The 17463-nt window shown below is 48.4% G+C and carries 13 protein-coding genes; all 13 read right to left on the bottom strand.

Annotated features, from left to right (window positions below):
• Positions 1-3 precede the first annotated feature (3 nt).
• Positions 4-735: a hypothetical protein gene (locus GTPT_RS15620; RefSeq protein WP_156097543.1), complete on the bottom strand. Its 732-nt coding sequence runs from the start codon at positions 733-735 to the stop codon at positions 4-6.
• 374 nt (positions 736-1109) lie between these two features.
• Positions 1110-1850 carry a glycosyltransferase family 2 protein gene (locus GTPT_RS15625; RefSeq protein ID WP_038011778.1) on the bottom strand — a complete coding sequence of 247 codons (741 nt, stop codon included), beginning with the start codon at positions 1848-1850 and terminating at the stop codon, positions 1110-1112.
• Positions 1837-2814 (bottom strand): glycosyltransferase family 2 protein, encoded by a 978-nt coding sequence (locus GTPT_RS15630; RefSeq protein WP_051845744.1) that lies wholly within the window; start codon positions 2812-2814, stop codon positions 1837-1839. The genes GTPT_RS15625 and GTPT_RS15630 overlap by 14 nt, the downstream gene beginning before the upstream one ends.
• A gap of 3 nt (positions 2815-2817) precedes the next feature.
• The gene (wbaP, locus tag GTPT_RS15635) at positions 2818-4248 is read right to left on the bottom strand and encodes an undecaprenyl-phosphate galactose phosphotransferase WbaP (RefSeq protein ID WP_029991373.1); all 1431 of its coding nucleotides are present in this window, start codon (positions 4246-4248) and stop codon (positions 2818-2820) included.
• Positions 4249-4371: 123 nt separating this feature from the next.
• Positions 4372-6537: a polysaccharide biosynthesis tyrosine autokinase gene (locus tag GTPT_RS15640; protein WP_029991372.1), complete on the bottom strand. Its 2166-nt coding sequence runs from the start codon at positions 6535-6537 to the stop codon at positions 4372-4374.
• 17 nt (positions 6538-6554) lie between these two features.
• Positions 6555-6989 carry an arsenate reductase/protein-tyrosine-phosphatase family protein gene (locus GTPT_RS15645; RefSeq protein WP_029991371.1) on the bottom strand — a complete coding sequence of 145 codons (435 nt, stop codon included), beginning with the start codon at positions 6987-6989 and terminating at the stop codon, positions 6555-6557.
• A 2-nt stretch (positions 6990-6991) separates the two neighbouring features.
• The gene (locus GTPT_RS15650; protein ID WP_029991370.1) at positions 6992-8128 is read right to left on the bottom strand and encodes a polysaccharide export protein; all 1137 of its coding nucleotides are present in this window, start codon (positions 8126-8128) and stop codon (positions 6992-6994) included.
• 123 nt (positions 8129-8251) lie between these two features.
• Entirely contained in the window at positions 8252-9745 is a 1494-nt protein-coding gene (locus GTPT_RS15655; protein ID WP_051170902.1) for a capsule assembly Wzi family protein, read from the bottom strand.
• A 999-nt stretch (positions 9746-10744) separates the two neighbouring features.
• A complete protein-coding gene (lysS, locus tag GTPT_RS15660; RefSeq protein WP_025902697.1) occupies positions 10745-12265 on the bottom strand; it encodes a lysine--tRNA ligase in 1521 nt (506 codons plus the stop codon).
• 9 nt (positions 12266-12274) lie between these two features.
• A protein-coding gene (prfB, locus tag GTPT_RS15665) for a peptide chain release factor 2 (RefSeq protein ID WP_111678386.1) occupies positions 12275-13373 on the bottom strand; the annotation gives its coding sequence in 2 pieces (ribosomal slippage) (positions 12275-13297 and positions 13299-13373; 1098 coding nt in all).
• Positions 13374-13514: 141 nt separating this feature from the next.
• Positions 13515-15251, bottom strand: a complete 1737-nt coding sequence (gene recJ, locus GTPT_RS15670; protein WP_025902698.1) for a single-stranded-DNA-specific exonuclease RecJ — start codon at positions 15249-15251, stop codon at positions 13515-13517.
• Between the two features lie 3 nt (positions 15252-15254).
• Positions 15255-15959 (bottom strand): bifunctional protein-disulfide isomerase/oxidoreductase DsbC, encoded by a 705-nt coding sequence (gene dsbC, locus GTPT_RS15675; protein ID WP_029991339.1) that lies wholly within the window; start codon positions 15957-15959, stop codon positions 15255-15257.
• Positions 15960-15987: 28 nt separating this feature from the next.
• Positions 15988-16902: a site-specific tyrosine recombinase XerD gene (gene xerD, locus GTPT_RS15680; RefSeq protein ID WP_025902700.1), complete on the bottom strand. Its 915-nt coding sequence runs from the start codon at positions 16900-16902 to the stop codon at positions 15988-15990.
• Positions 16903-17463: the final 561 nt, after the last annotated feature.

Here is a 17463-nt window from a genome sequence, read left to right on the forward strand (position 1 = left end):
TACCTAACTAATTTTTTTATAAAAAACCATGAAAAGGCTTAGGTTATATAAAGGTATCATGAAATAAGATTCAGTAGCAGTCGCAATTAAGCAAGTGAGCAACACAATAGCTGCTGGCTTTGAATACTCACCATTATTGAACTCCCTGTAATATAGGTATATAAAAGCCAATCCCAAGAATAGTCCTAATGAATAAAAATATTGGATAAAGTAAAAATCTACAGGCATGAACGCATCAATATTCAGGCCATGTAAAAATGGCATCACCCCCATGGCAGAAAATAAATTATAACTATAAAAAACCCTACCAGCTAATGCTTGATTTAGGGTGATCAATATAGCGTTTTCATTAAAATGAGTTACTGTATATAGTTGAAACAAAATGATAAGAATCACACCCAAACAATATATTTTCTTGAACTTTTTGGAAACATTCCTCTGTTTGGTATTTAAAGCCCATAAGAAGCCAAGAAAAGATAAAGTAATCATGGCTAGTCCAGTACGTGAGCCAGACTCATAAACGACTATGGATATCAACGCAAATGAAATAATTAAGTATAAATTTTTAATCGATTTCCCTTTTGTATTATTAAATATGAAGAGAACAGCCATGCTAAACATCATGATCAAGAACTGTGCCATTACGTTTGCATTGCCAAAACCTAATGTAAGTCTTTCTCCAAACCTATCATCCATCCGATAAAAAGTATGACTAAACGCAATAAACGGCATCATCAATATAATTATTAATATATTTGATGATAAAATAATCTTTAATATTGTTCTAAATTCTATTTTCTTTGTAAGTGAAACCATACAAAAGAGAATGAAGTATGAATATAAGGCAACTGTATGGTATAGTGCGTAATTAATTACTAAGAAGGCACCAATAAGGGAAATAACTATTCTTTCTTTATTGCCTATGTATATCAAACTAACAATGGATAATATTATACTTAATATGTTAAAAAAATTCTTTAGTATATCGATGCTATCATCCTGAATGGATGTAGATAATAGCACGGTTTTAAAAGAATAAATAAAATAAAAGGAAAAAAATAAAACACTTAACTTGAATTTTTTGCTTTCGCTTATCATTTAATCACCAATTATTTATTTTTCAATGAAAACAAAAAACCCCTATATATATACATTAGCATGGAAAATAATGATGCCATAACATTCCCCTTATGAATATTTCTAAGATTCTTCCAGTGCCACTTTGCTGCCACCCTCTTATTAGAAGATAACGAACCATCGACCTTAACCATATTAACCAGCGCCTTATGAATTATATTAATATACTTATATTCATTCAGAATCTGAATAATAAACACAAAATCTTCATGCCCAACTTTGGTAAATCTAAACTTATCATTATAAACAAAACCAATACTTGAGAAACAGACTCTATACTTTTTATTAATAAACCCTTTCATATCCAGAACATCTAGGTCTGTTTTAATTATATTTTCATTATTCCCAGTATAAATATATTCGGACACAACCACTTTATCTCCCCCATTCAGACGCTTAACTTGTAATTCTAATTTTTCATTCTCCCAGATATCATCCGAATCGATAAAAAACACGAAATCGCCACTTCTTGCTTGGGCTAAGCCTTTATTTCTAGTTAACGCAACACCTTCATTTCTTTCATTTATAATAAATTCGATCCTGGAGTCTTTTATTTCAAATATTTTGTTCAAAGTTCCATCAGTTGAACAATCATCGATTATTATCAACTTCCAGTCTTTATAGGACTGATTCAATATAGATTTAATTGCATCCCCTACAAACCTTTCAGCATTGAAACAAGGCATTATAATTAGCACTTCATTTTTTCTCATGGACTGCCCAGCCTTTGTCTAAAAATTTGAATATGGGTTGTAAAAAAAACGATGTAAAAGGATTGATGATTCTGAACTTCAAAAAAAATGCAATTAACCTATCAAAACATTTAGCCTTAGAGTTAAAAGCATATTGAAATTTTAATTTCCTATACAAATCACTCAGTCTAGGACTTACAGCTCTTCTCTCTTTTTTTGTTAATCTAAAATAATTTATTAAAATAGATTTCGAGACATTGGTAATTGCTAAGGCAAAAACTTCATTTGGGAGCGTTCTACTTTCCACTTCATGCTCAAGTATGATTAATGTATCTACAAGAGAAAATTGCTTTATTGCTGATCCAGTTGTAATTGAACCTTCTCTTTTCCGATAGCCATAAATTTTTTCGGGAATTACAATCACATCGTTGACTGCAGCATTCAAAAGAGTTGTAACAAAAACGTCCTCATACAAATAACCTTCTGGGAACCGAATGTTATTATAAAAACTTTTCTTAACCACCCTAAGCCAAGAGAAATTCTCTACAGCAATACTATTGTTGCTCTGATTTACGGGTAAGTGACTATGGAAATTCTTCTTTATTTCTTCATTGTTTTTACCCTTCGCATAATCAAAAACAATCATATCTGGATTGCTTTTGCCAATTACTTTCATCAAGGAATATATATAATCAGATCTGAGAATATCATCTGAATCTAAAAATGATATATAATCCCCTTTTGCATAATTCATTCCAAAATTACGAGCACTAGAAAGCCCTCCATTTTCCTTGTGAAGCAGAGATATGTTATTGAATTGAGTAGTGTATCTTGATGCAATTTCAATTGATTTATCTTCACTACCATCATCAACAATTATTATTTCGAAATCTCCATTCTGATGAACAATCGACTCCAGACAGTCTTCGATATAATTTTCAACGTTGAAAACAGGGACTATTATGCTCAACTTATAGCTTTTCATTTATCAGTAAGCTCCATCTCGATGAAGTACAACTCCAACCGTCTTAAATAAAATAACAATATCGTTCCACATAGACCAGTTTTTCACATACCATGCATCAAAATAGACCCGGGTTTCATAATCGACATCGCTGCGGCCGCTTACCTGCCACAACCCTGTCATACCGGGTTTGCTCATCAGATAATAATCGACCTGATCGTGATAGCGTTCCAGTTCCGCCTGAATAATCGGTCTTGGCCCGACCAGACTCATCTCACCCTTGAGTACATTAAACAGTTGTGGTAGTTCATCCATACTGGTACGACGCAATATATCGCCGATACGGGTAATGCGAGGGTCATTTTTCAGTTTAAAGGTCGCGTCCCACTCTGCTTTCGCCTCAGGGTCAGTGGCCAGCAGTTGTTCCAGCAGTTCTTTCGAGTTCACTGCCATCGAACGGAACTTCAGGCATTTGAACGGCTTGCCGTGTTTACCGATACGCTCATGACCATAAATTGCCGGGCCGCCATCTTTTTTTACTTTACTACGGATATAAAGCAGTACCGGGGATAACAGTACAATAATCGCCAGCGATGCACTAATATCAAAAGCACGTTTAACAAAACGAGATGACCATTTTGCCAGGTTCTGATGTACACGGAAGATCATTACTTCGTGGCTAAAGATAAAAGACATATCCGTACTGTCCAGCGGCATACCCCGCAGTGTCGGGATCACCGAAACATAGCGGTAGCCTTTAATCATCAGCTCTCGTAACCAGGTATTGCGTAACTTGCTCTGGTGGTTCTCTACGGCTACGATAAACTGCATCCGTTTATCTACCTCTTTGCCCAGCCAGTCACTTTTATGGTGCAGCAGCGGTATTCCCTGTAATTCATTCTTATCAGTCATGGCAGAGTCGCTATTTATAAAAGCGATAACCCGCAGCCCCATATTGGCTTCACTGCTGATTGCCTGCCAGGCATCGATCGCATTTTTTCCGCTGCCGATAATGATGGTATCCCGCTGCCAAAGTCCTGCTTTGTTTAGCAGTTTTTTAGTCAGCATCCGTAATGCCGGCACCATGATCAGGATCAGTATCCAGGTCAGTACCCAGAGATAACGGGAGAAATACCACTTAGCGAAAGCGACAATAGCAATTTCAAATACTGCGAAGATAATCAGTGTGCGTAATATCTCTTTTAGCTCAAACCAGAACGTCTTGCGGTAAAAGTAATGACGTAACCGAAAGGCAAACCAGCCAATACAGCATACTGCCAATCCCCAGTGCAGGTTAATCCAGCCTTCGGTAGGGCCGTCAGGAATACGTTGCGGAAAATGACTCAGGGTCAGTTGTAAAATTCCCCTGGCAATATAAATCGCCAGGGTAAATCCAATAAAATCAGACAGGATCAGCATTATACTGACCCAAAAATTGCGTGTTACGCGCGTCATGGTTTCCTCACCAGCATCCCGTGCCCGGGGAGATAATAAAGCGAATGGATTAAAAGGATTCAGTAAACAGGCAGGATGAATTCGTCTGCTGAAATTAACGGCCCGCCTGGCGGGCCGTTTTTACTACTTTTTATCGTCGTAGGAATAGCCATAATGGCTATAGCCATAGCCGTAATAGCTGCTGGCTTTTTTGATAACACCGTTCAGAATACAGCCCTTAATTTCTATCCCGCTTTGTTCAAAGCGTCTGACACTGACTTCCATCTCTTTCGCGGTGTTCTGCTCGAAACGGGCCACCAGCAGGGTGGTGCCGGCATAACGGCCGATAATTGCGGCATCCGTTACCGCCAGTATTGGCGGAGTATCTACCAGTACCAGATCGTAATTCTGACTCGCCCACTCGATCAGTTGCTGAAAACGTGAATGCATCAGCAGTTCTGCCGGGTTTGGCGGGTTAGTGCCACGGGAAAGAAAATCAAACCCTGCCGCCGCAACCGGTTTTATCCCCTGCTGTACCGTGGATTTACCGGAAAGAATATCCGACAGCCCATGCTCCGTACTGTGGTGGAAAATCTGATGGGCATAACCTTTACGCATATCCGCATCGATAAACAGTACCTTCTGACCACTCTGGGCGATCACGGCTGCCAGATTGGTGGTAACAAAGGTTTTACCTGCGTTCGGGCTGGCACCGGAAATCATCAGAACATTGTTACCTGCCTCCATCATGGCAAAATGCAGGCTGGTACGCAGGCTGCGTACCGCCTCGATAGCCAGGTCGGCCGGATTATCCACCGCCAGGAAACTGGTGTTCTCCTGCTTTTTACCTTTAACCTTCAGCGAGCGTTTCGGGGTCTGGCGTGCCATCCATTCGGAGACTGGGACACTGGCATACACATTAATACCCAATTCTTCCAGTTGTTCCGGCGACTCAATACCACGACGCAAAAATACACGTAATAAAACAAGTCCAACCGATATGACTCCCCCTAATACAATTCCAATCAAGAGAATTAAAGATTTTTTAGGTTTTACCGGCTTAGGCTCAGTAATAGCACTATCAATGATACGTACATTACCTATAGCGCTGTTTTTAGCGATATTCAGTTCCTGCTGACGGTTCAGCAACTGCATATACACGGCCTGGCCGGATTCCACATTGCGGCTTAAGCGCAATACTTCCTGCTGGGTCGCCGGCATGCCGGATACCTGCTGGTTCAGTTTTGCTTTTTCCTGTTGTAAAACTTTACGTTTTTCCAGCAATGCTTTGTAGGTCGGATGGTCTTTAGTGAATAGCTGCGAAACCTCCGCTTCACGGAAGGTCAGCTGATTCAGCTGATTATCCACATTCACTACCTGGTCCAGCGTCGAGCGGGCCTGCAGATTCAGGTCTACCGAATCACTGCGCTTGCGGTAAGCACTCAGTTTATCTTCCGCACTGTCGAGCTGGGCGCGCACCTGTGGTAACTCCTGGTCCAGGAACTGCAGGCTCTTACTGTCCTGAGCTGCCTGCAGGTCAATATTCTGTGCCAGATAGTTATCGCTGATACTGCGTAACGTTTTCTGGATCAATTCCGGGTCACTGCCGGTCAGGGTCAGGTTTAACATCCCGGTATCTTTCCCCTGGTCTGCGGCAGAGAAAGATTGCTGCAGATTATTAATGGCATCCAGCCAGCTAATATAGTTAACCGTAAACTCCGTGCCAGGTGCTGCCTGCAGATCGTTGATCAGTAATGACAGGCCCTTGGCTTCCAGTAACTGACCGATATGGCCCTGCAGATTGTAACCACCACCGGTTAAGCGATAATTACCGTTTTCTTCGGCGGTCAGGGTCAGGGTGGGCACTTTCCCTTTTTGCTGAGCCACGTAGATTCGACCAACGGAGACTTTACCTGGCTGATGACCGGTCAGTCTGGCCCAGCCCCGGCCAAAGACCGGAAAGTAATTCTGTGTGACCTGAGCCTGTAAGTTCAGGTCATCGACCGTCTTACCGAGGATCATACGCGACTGTAATAACGCAATTTCCGGCGCAGATTGTGGCTGACTGCCCGGCAGCATCTGACTAAGATTACTTAATAGTGCATTTCCTTGTTTCTGTTCTATCTGAATCAGCGCATCGGCCTGGTAGACCGGGGTGGCAAATAATGCATAAACAATGGCCAGCACGGTAAACAGTGCCGTAATACTGATTATCAGTTTCCGGTGATCAATCAGCTCACCGAGTAACCTTCCCAGGTCAATTTCATCGTTGTCCGGCGAAGCCGGCTTATTCGTTAAAGAAGAAGACATGCAATAACTTCCTAAAGTTAACCGCCCAGCTTGCGGGTCCATTCTGTCGCGGACTGGTCCAGTAGCTGATAGACAAATTCAAACGCTTCCATACTCTGGCGATACGGATCCGGGATCTCTTTATTCCCCAGCCAGTGACCAAACAGCAAAGTCTTGCCGCGGGCTTCCGGGGCAATTTTTGTCACCTGTTCAATATGATGTTTTTCCATCACCAGGATCAGGTCATACTGACGGCCCAGTTTACCGGTGAATTGCTGGCCTTTATGACCATCAAGAGAAAGACCATGCTTTTCCGAAACCGCGATGGCCGAGGCATCTGCCGCATGATCTGCCAGCGCCCCCACCCCTGCCGAGTCTATTTTTTTTCCGGGTAAAGCACGGCGCAGTAACCGCTCACCGATCGGTGAACGGCAGATATTACCGGTACAGACCACTAACACTGAATTAAACATAATCAATCCCAGGTTTTGATGTAATGGGCCGTTTCGGTCATGTTATAAACGCCGGTAATGGTCGGTACCAGCTGGGAAATAACGCGGTTCCAGCGCACCACCGGTGCAGTAGTTACATAGACAATATCGTACGGACGCAACTGGAATTCGGTAGACAGCACCATGGTCGAGGCATCTTTGGCATTCAGCTGATAAATATTGGCAATCCGGCCATCTTTATCTTTCGGGATCTGACGAATAACGAAAATCCCGGAGGCATCCGCATACTGCTGGTTAACGCCCTGAGCACTGCTCAGTGCTTCCGCCAGAGTCATGCCACTGCGGTCAATTTTCAGGGTACTCTGCTGGCCGACTTCACCCATTACAAAGACTTTCTGATCATCATTACGCGGTACATACAGAATATCGCCCGGATACAGCATATGGTTCTGCATCAGGTCCCCTTTCTGCATCAAAGCCTGCAGAGAGATTATCTGATCTTTACCGTTATGGGTCAGTACCACATGGCGCCAGTCTGCATCTGCTGAAAGTCCGCCGGCGGCATTAATTGCATCCATAACCGTTAATGGCACGTTGGTGATCGGCTGCTGACCGGACTTATTCACTTCACCGGTCACATACGCCTTCTGGGAGCGGAAGGCGGCAACACTGACATCCACCTGCGGGCTTTCAATATAAGTTGCCAGACGGCGGGCGATTTCTACCCGTACTTCGTCCAGGGTTTTTCCGGCAACATGGACTTTACCGATATAGGGGTAAAAGATATCACCATCGGCACCGACCCAGTTTCCGGTATCGCTGGCACTGCGGTAAGTCCCCGCCGGGGTGGTCAGTTCCGGATGGTCATAGACGGTGATCATTAATACATCACCCGGCCCGATACGGTACTGATAGCTGCTGAGCAGGCTATCCAGTTGCGGGTTAGGCTGTGCCATTACCGGGGCCGGACGTAACTGATCAATCAGGTCCGGAGTCATCGGGTAGACATTAACCAGTTTATCCCAGTCGTAGTCGCTGTCCGGCAGCTCCACCACGTTTTTACGCAGGCTGTTCAGTCCCTGCCCGGGGATCATGGTACAGCCGCTCAGCAACCCTACCAGAGCTGCCGCGGCCGTTAGTTTTAGTGCGGTTGTTTTCATCAATTTATTTCATCAGTTATTAGTAGACACTGCTGACTGTGACCGTTCCGTGGCATTTACATCTCTCTGCCGGGCATCCCTGCCGCTATCTTCTGAGCTGTAATCGTTGATAGTCAGTATTCGTTACAGATTAAACGGGACTTCCAGTGCGGCACTGGCCCCCAGGTCATTATTATCGTTATGGTTTGCATCGGTATACCAGGTCCCCAGGTTCAGACGGACCGATTTATACACATCGCCGCCCCAGCCCACCTGAACCCCTTTCAGGGTATCCGCATGCGGGAAAGCGCGGTTGATACTCTGGTTATCCGGGTTTACTTTGGCGTAGAACAATCGCAGGCTCCAGCGCTGGTTATCTTCGGTGACCAGCTCGGTTTTGGCTGCCAGTAACTGACCGTCACCGCCTATGCTGTCACCCAATGCATAGCCCTGCTGGTAGTAACCATTTTTATAAATATGGTGGGTATAGCTATAGTTCGTACGTTTACCCATATCGGTTCGGGTATCATGTCCTTCCAGATACCAGTTCAGAGCATTTTTCCCGAGGCTGTAATGGCCCTCAATCCCCGCCAGATACATATTGGCTGACGGTAATAATCCGGCTTCATCTTCGCCGATCAACTGCCCGTAAATACTGATAGGGATCCCGAGGGTCGGCTCCAGTTTCAGCCGCGCATCAAACCCGGCCAGCTGGTTGCCTGGCTCATTCGGATCATAAGGAGCTGTATTATCTTCACCGGCAAAACCGTCCCAGAAATTACGTAGCGACTGCGGACGCCCTTCTCCTCCCCACTGCATAATACGGCTGGCACCCAGTTCCAGTGACTGCCACGGGGAGATGCTTAAACGCATCCCGATAATTTTAGTATGTGGCACAGCACTGTACTGTGATTCCTGAGCCGCAGAAATCTGGTACTGCCACGGGCCAACCCAGTTCAGCCACCAGGTTTCCGGGGCTGTTTGCTGGTCACGCTGCAGCATAAAGCCGGTCAGCGGTCGTGCAGCATCGGAACGGATCAGGCTGCCTTCATAGCCAGGCCCCCACCACTGCGGCGTCTGACCGAAAGAAAGCCACTGCCCCCAGATTTTAACTGCACCGTAGCTGCTATTCAGGTTGGCACGGGAAGGCGACCCTATCTGTTCGCCGCCCTCCAGGTTCCCCTGCAGGTTAACATCCCACCAGTCTCCGCTGTTACTGGCCGTTACCGACAAACGGTTATCGGCAGGCGTTGACTGTGCAAAAGGTTTAGGCTGGCCGGAATTGCCGGTGGAGGTATAAGCATTGACACGAACATCTGATTTCAGCGTCCGCAGACGCTGCTGAACCCGCTCAATCGCCAGCTGTTCAGAAGCATAAGAAGGATGGGCTTTGTCCAGTGCTGCTTCAATGGCATCCTGGCTTAACGGCCAGGTACTCAGGCTGAGGTTAATGACCCCGCGGTCGGCCAGCCAGCTCAGATCCGAGCGCAAATCACTGTCCGGTAAAACCAGGCCGGCGGCGAAACTATTGGTGGCTGGCAACACAGCCAGGCCGATAGCCAGGGCGAGCAGGCATTTTTTAATGCTGCGCTGCTTTCTGACCGGCGGCAATTCCGCCCCGGTAAAGGTTTTCTGCATCTGAGCTTTCTCCTTTCCTTTGCTGTCCCGCCGCGAACACCGGCTTGATCTCCACCGACGGTTAAGAATAAGTGATAATGAAATAATATCCGTTTTTTGTATTGTTATACGAAATACAACAATACGGCTGCGAAAAGTGTCACAGCCCCCGGAGGTCCGTGGGGAGACCTGCCAGCCTGACGGGCACACCTGCCCTTTCTTTACTGAATGCCTATGAAAATAGCAGAAATTGACAAATATCTGGTGTTATTTTACCGCAAAATGGTAAAAATCTTATAAATTCAGGCACGCTACCGCCCCTGGCTCACAGCTACCAGTACACTCCCTGCAAAAGACAACATATTTTCCCTGCACATACACTGCGTTTATCCCGCTAGCCGGCCGGTGATTGTGTACTCATTTATTGAGAAAACCCTGATAAATGCTTAACAATGACCAAACAACGCAGGAAATTCTGAACAATTATTAAGAATTAATAAAGGCAAAGATATAGATAAATTCCTGGTTTTTTACTGTTACTGACAATATTGATTAAAATACCACCACATCTGCTTTTTATGACTGATAAGTCTCTGATTTTTACCCTGCATGCAATCTTTATCGTGACAGATATATTTACTCTTTTTTGATAGTTCATCGATATGGACCCGCATTCAGACCCATGGGGGCAGAAAGTCAGTGAGTTGGCATAAAGAAGCGAAAGGGAGCGGAGGTGACAGAAGCTGCCTGCCTGGCGTGGAAAAACGATCACAGGCTGCATTGAAGAACCGGCCAGACACCGTATCTGCACAGACAAAAGAATGACTCACAAGATACTGACAAACGACCGGGTACCGTCAGTGCGGAAATCTCAATGGCCAGCCGATCACGCCGCGGGAGGGCATTAATCAGAGGATGGAGTAAACAAGATCGCGTCAGCCCCGCGATTTACCGGATACAACTAAAACGCCTGGCCGGAGCCAGGCGTGGTGAGGTGCAAATAATACGCTGCCCGCAGGCTTATTTGCTTTCCGGGCGCAGTGCCGGGAACAGGATAACGTCGCGGATGGTATGGCTGTCGGTAAACAGCATCACCATACGGTCAATACCAATGCCCAGACCGGCGGTCGGTGGCAGACCATGTTCCAGTGCGGTGACATAATCTTCGTCGTAGAACATCGCTTCATCATCACCGGCATCTTTCGCATTAACCTGCTGACGGAAACGTTCCGCCTGGTCTTCAGCATCATTAAGCTCGGAGAAGCCATTACCGATTTCACGGCCGCCAATAAAGAATTCAAAGCGGTCCGTAATTTCCGGATTTTCATCATTACGACGGGCCAGCGGAGAAACTTCTGCCGGGTACTCAGTAATAAATGTCGGCTGGATCAGCTGGCTTTCTGCGGTCTCTTCAAAGATTTCGGTAACCACACGGCCCAGGCCCCAGCTTTTCTCTGTTTTGATCCCCAGAGATTGCGCCAGCGCAACGGCTTTATCAAAGTCATCCAAATCACTCAGTTCGGTTTCCGGACGGTATTTTTTGATAGCTTCGCGCATGGTCAGGCGGGCAAAAGGTTTACCGAAATCGAAAATCTGATCACCATAAGTGACCTGGCTATGGCCCAGCACGGACTCTGCCAGTGTACGGAACAGACTTTCGGTCAGCTCAATCAGGTCATTGTAATCCGCATAAGCCATATAGAGTTCCATCATAGTGAACTCAGGGTTATGACGCGGAGAAATACCTTCATTACGGAAGTTACGGTTGATTTCAAATACACGGTCGAAACCACCCACCACCAGACGCTTCAGATACAGCTCCGGAGCAATACGCAGGTACATATCAATGTCCAGCGCATTATGATGAGTAACAAACGGACGTGCAGAAGCTCCGCCAGGGATCACCTGCATCATCGGCGTTTCTACTTCCATAAACTCACGCTCAACCATAAACTGGCGGATACCGGCCATGATTTTTGAACGGATACGGAACGTATTGCGGGACTCTTCGTTAGCAATCAGGTCCAGATAACGCTGACGATAGCGCGTTTCCTGGTCCGCCAGACCGTGGAACTTATCCGGTAACGGACGCAGTGCCTTCGTCAGCAGGCGCAGTTCGCTACAATGAATGGATAACTCACCGGTTTTGGTCTTAAACAGCTTGCCACGTGCACCGAGGATATCGCCGAGGTCCCATTTTTTAAATTGTTCGTTATAGTAACCTTCCGGCAAATCATCCCGTGACACATATAACTGAATACGGCCACCGGCATCCTGCAGGGTAACAAAGGAAGCTTTACCCATAATACGACGGGTCATCATACGGCCGGCAACACTCACCTCGATACCGGTCGCTTCCAGCTCTTCGTTTTCTTTCGCATCAAACTCAGCATGCAGCTTATCTGACTGAGTGTCGCGGCGGAAATCGTTAGGGAATGCCACGCCGTTCTGGCGCAGTGCGGCCAGTTTCTCACTACGGCTTTTCAGCTCGTTATTGAGTTCCCGGATGGCATCAGCCTGCTGTGGTTGTTGTTCAGACATGGGTTTTCCTTATAAACCTGCTTTCAGACTTGCTTCAATAAACCGGTCAAGGTCGCCATCCAGCACTGCCTGGGTATTGCGCGTTTCCACGCCGGTACGCAGATCTTTGATCCGCGAATCATCCAGTACATACGAACGGATCTGGCTGCCCCAGCCGATATCGGATTTGTTATCTTCCAGTGCCTGCTTCTCGGCATTTTTCTTCTGCATTTCCAGCTCATACAGCTTAGCTTTCATCTGCTTCATGGCCTGATCTTTGTTCTTATGCTGAGAACGGTCATTCTGGCACTGGGTGACGGTGTTGGTCGGAATATGGGTAATACGTACCGCCGACTCGGTCCGGTTTACGTGCTGACCGCCCGCACCGGAGGCGCGATAAACGTCAATGCGCAGGTCGGCCGGATTGATGTCGATATCAATATTTTCGTCCACTTCCGGATAAACAAACGCAGAACTGAAGGACGTATGGCGACGACCACCGGAATCGAACGGACTTTTACGTACCAGGCGGTGAACACCGGTTTCGGTACGTAACCAGCCAAAGGCGTATTCTCCCGAAATACGGATAGTGGCCGATTTAATTCCGGCAACATCCCCTTCGGATTCTTCGATAACTTCGGTTTTAAACCCTTTATCTTCCGCCCAGCGCAGGTACATACGCAGCAGCATATTGGCCCAGTCCTGTGCTTCGGTACCCCCGGAGCCTGCCTGCAGGTCGATATAACAGTCTGCGCTGTCGTATTCGCCGGAGAACATACGACGGAACTCAAGATCAGCCAGTTTCTTATCCAGCTCGTCCAGCTCGGCTATCGCTTCATTGAAGGTCTCTTCATCGTCCGCTTCAATAGCCAGTTCCAGCAGGCCATTGACATCTTCCAGCCCCTGAGTCATCTGGTTCAGTGTGCTGACAACGGCTTCCAGAGATGAGCGTTCTTTACCCAGAGCCTGGGCGCGTTCCGGATCATTCCAGACATCAGACTGTTCCAGCTCGGCGTTTACTTCTTCGAGACGTTCGTTTTTAGCATCATAGTCAAAGATACCCCCGAAGCAGCAGGCTGCGTTCATTGAGGTCCTGGATGCGATTTTTAACCGGATTAATTTCAAACATGGCTTCAGATATCTTTTAGTTGGTCGGTTAATGGCTTAATTCAGGCCACATAGTCTACCGGAAAGGTGATGTTTCGGGTATCCCTTATGCCATCGCATAATGGCTTTTGTTTCAGGGAAAGTCCCGCCTATTGTCTGCCGCTCAGGCCACGGGCCAAAGATGCTCAATCAATAACTGTACATTTCGCTGACCACGGAATTCGTTAATATCGAGCTTATAGGCAATTTCGGCCTGCTGAACGCTGTTATCCGGCCACAGGCGCGTATCTATATTGAACGCGATCCCATCCAGTAAGGGGCCGCCGCCCACCGGCTCCAGCATCAGTTTCAGATGCCGTTCGCCCACCAGTCGCTGCTGCAGCAGCCTGAATTTACCGTCAAATACCGGCTCAGGGAACGCCTGGCCCCAGGGCCCGGCTTCACGTAATAGCTCTGCCGTCTGCAGCGTCAGCTCACTGCCGGCAAGCTCGCCATCAGACCAGATCACGCCCTGCAGTTGCGCGGCATCCAGCCACTCACCAGCAATCAGCGCGAACTGCTGACGAAAAGTTTCAAACTGATCTTCATGCAGCGATAATCCGGCGGCCATCGCGTGTCCACCGAACTTCAGGATCACCCCCGGGTTCAGGGTATCCAGCCGCTCCAGCACATCACGCAAATGAAGCCCGGGAACCGAACGTCCGGAACCTTTCAGCGTTCCGTCGCCGGCGGGAGCAAACGCAAACACCGGCCGATGGAAACGTTCTTTCAGCCGTGAAGCCACAATGCCAACCACACCCTGATGCCACTGCGGGTGGTAAAATGCCAGTCCGTGAGGCAATTGCTGATGCTGCTGTACCAGGGAATCGCACAGGCTCAGAGCTTCAGCCTGCATGCCCTGTTCAATCTCTTTACGGGTCTGGTTCAACGCATCCAGTTCGCTGGCCAGCATCCGCGCCTGCTGTATATCGTCGGTTAACAGCAATGAAACGCCGACCGACATATCATCCAGACGCCCTGCCGCATTCAGCCGTGGACCAAGGGCAAAACCGAGATCACTGGCGACCAGCCGGGATGAAGGACGGTTAGCGACCTCCAGCAAGGCACGGATCCCCGGGCGACATTTACCGGCCCGGATCCGTTGCAAGCCCTGCCAGACCAGGATGCGGTTATTAGCATCCAGCGGAACAACATCCGCCACTGTCCCTAAGGCAACCAGGTCCAGTAATTCGGCCAGATTAGGCTGGGGACGGTCAGCAAAACCGTTGTGCTCACGCAAACGGGCTCGTAAAGCAAGCATCAGGTAAAATGCGACCCCGACACCGGCCAGTGAGCGGGAAGGAAAGCGACAACCGGTCAGATTCGGGTTAACAATCGCTGCGGCCTCCGGCAGCGTATCGCCAGGCAAATGGTGGTCGGTGATCACCACCGGGATATCATACTGGTTTGCCAGCGCCACACCGGCGTGGGAAGAGATCCCGTTATCCACAGTGAGTATAAGTTCGGCCCCAAGGGATCTGGCTTGTTCGACGACTTCCGGGCTTAGCCCGTAGCCATCCTCAAACCGGTTAGGCACCAGAAAGGTGATATTTTCTGTGCCCATCGCCCGCAGTGCCAGCAGGGAAAGTGCTGTACTGGTCGCACCATCGGCATCAAAATCGCCTACCACGACAATGCGTTTGCCGCTCAGGATCGCCTGGTGCAGCAGTTCAGCGGCCGACTCAATACCGTTCAGCGCCTGCCAGGGTAACAGGGCTGACGCCCCGCGCTCCAGTTCGCTGGACGCAGTGACCCCGCGCAGATGATACAGACGACGCAATAATGCCGGCATCTCCGCCGGCAATTGCACATCCCCTTCCGGCTGCCGACGGCGCAGCTGTGAAACCTGTTGTTCTGTCAAAAGTTACTGCCCTGCTTTCAGACTATCGAGATATTTTTTCAGGTCTTCCGGCCCCTGGTAACCCGGGATCATTACCCCGGTATCCGTCAGTATGGCCGGCGTGCCCTGGATACCATACATCAGGCCCAGCTGGTACTGACGGGCCAGGTTGATATTGCAGGTTGCTGCGGGCGGCACGTTACCGTTCATGGCATCATCAAGCGCTTTTTTACGATCTGCTGCACACCAGACGGAAGTCATCGCTTTTGCAACATCTCCGCCCATTCCTTCCCGCGGGAAGGCCAGGTAACGTACGGTAATACCTAATGCATTATAGTCAGCCATCTGCTGATGCAGCTTGTGGCAATAGCCACAGGTGATGTCGGTAAATACGGTGACCACATGCTGCTGTTTCGCTGCTTTATAAATGATCATATCCGGTACCATCTGTTCCACTTTCTTATCCAATTGGCGGAAAGTGACATTCACCGGATGCGGGCCACTGACATCATAGAGTGGTCCCTGAATCATCTGTTTGCCGTCTTCGGTGATATAAAACACACCGCTGTCGGTCAGCACTGTTTTCATGCCTGGCAGGGGTGAAGGCTGGATATCGGTGACTTTCACCCCCAGTTTCTGCAGGGTGCTCTGAATGGCGGAATCATCTGCCTGTGCCAGTCCGGTAAATGCGGAGCACAGCAGTGCGACTGCTAAGAGAGTTTTTTTCATGAAACGGATGTCCTTTTCATCCCGAAGCTCAGGCCCGGGGATGGTGCTGTTGATGTAACTGACGCAGCCGTTCATTGGCTACATGGGTATAAATCTGAGTCGTCGAGAGATCACTGTGACCAAGCAGCATCTGTACTACCCGTAAATCTGCCCCGTGATTTAGCAGATGCGTAGCAAAGGCATGGCGCAGCACATGCGGTGACAGACTTTCGCTGTCGATACCGGCAATCACGGCATAATGTTTAATCCGGTGCCAGAATGTCTGCCGGGTCATTTGCCGGGCGCGGGAACTGGGAAACAGGATATCCAGCGTCTGCCCCTGAATGAGCCATGGGCGACCGTATTCCAGATATTGTTCCAGCCAGTAGATGGCTTCTTCACCCAACGGAACCAGGCGCTCTTTATCGCCTTTACCTAACACACGCACCACCCCCTGACGCAGGCTGACATCGCTCAGCGATAAACCTACCAGTTCTGAAACCCTCAGGCCGGTGGCATAAAGCAGTTCCAGCATCGCTTTATCACGCAATTCCAGCGGGATTTCGGTCGAGGGTGCCTGCAGCAGACGCTCTATTCGCGACTCACTTAAATCTTTCGGTAAACGTTGTGGCAATTTAGGCGAGGATAGTACGGCCGTCGGATCATCGCTACGCTGTTTCTCGCGGTACAGGTACTGAAACAGTCGTCGCATCGCACTGAGTTGCCTGGCCGAACTGCTTGCTTTGGCCCCTTGTTCCAGGCGTTCAGCAAGGAAGTTCTGCAAATCCGCCGCGGTGATGGTTAGCAGAGAAAGCCCCTGAGGTTTCATCCAGTCGGTCAATTGCTGCAGATCCTGGCGGTAGGAAGACAGGGTGTTTTCTGCCAGATTACGTTCAATCCAGACAGTATCGAGAAACACCTCTGCTATGCGCAGATTGTCATCGTGTTGCTGATTATCCTGCACTGTTCCTCCGCTTTTTTAGGTGCTTTGCCACAGGTTTTGACGCGCTATTATGCCTGAAATTCCCGGAGAATGGCTAAAACAATATGGGGAGGGGGGAGAGTTTTACAAAGTGGGGGCCAGGGGGAAACCGGGTGGGTAGCCCGGAGAGAACCGGGGGATCTTTGTCTCAGGCCGGTGAGTATTCCATTCGTGGCTTTTTTGTGTAAGTACGGTGAGTATTCCGTTCGCTTTGTGGTAAGGCTTGCTGCCTGTAATCCGCCGTGGGCGACCGGGCAAAGGGCGCATGGCCGCGCCCTCTGCACTCCCTGCCTTGCGACAGGCCTGCCCGCCGCTACGCGGTACCTTCACTCATTCATGTGTCCTTCACGGACCGGTCATGATTCGCTCCTGCTCAGCATGACCTCTCGCCGCGTCCATGCGGCTCGTCCTGGCCACATTCACTCGCTCAGCGGTGCGATGTCGCGGTAAGTCACCGGGTTGGTGGCCCGGAGAACACCGGGTGATTTTTGTCTCAGGTTTGTGAGTGTTCGGTTCATCTGTAGTTTTTTAATCAGTACGGTG

This window comes from Tatumella ptyseos ATCC 33301, assembly GCF_000735525.1.
GTDB lineage: Bacteria > Pseudomonadota > Gammaproteobacteria > Enterobacterales > Enterobacteriaceae > Tatumella > Tatumella ptyseos.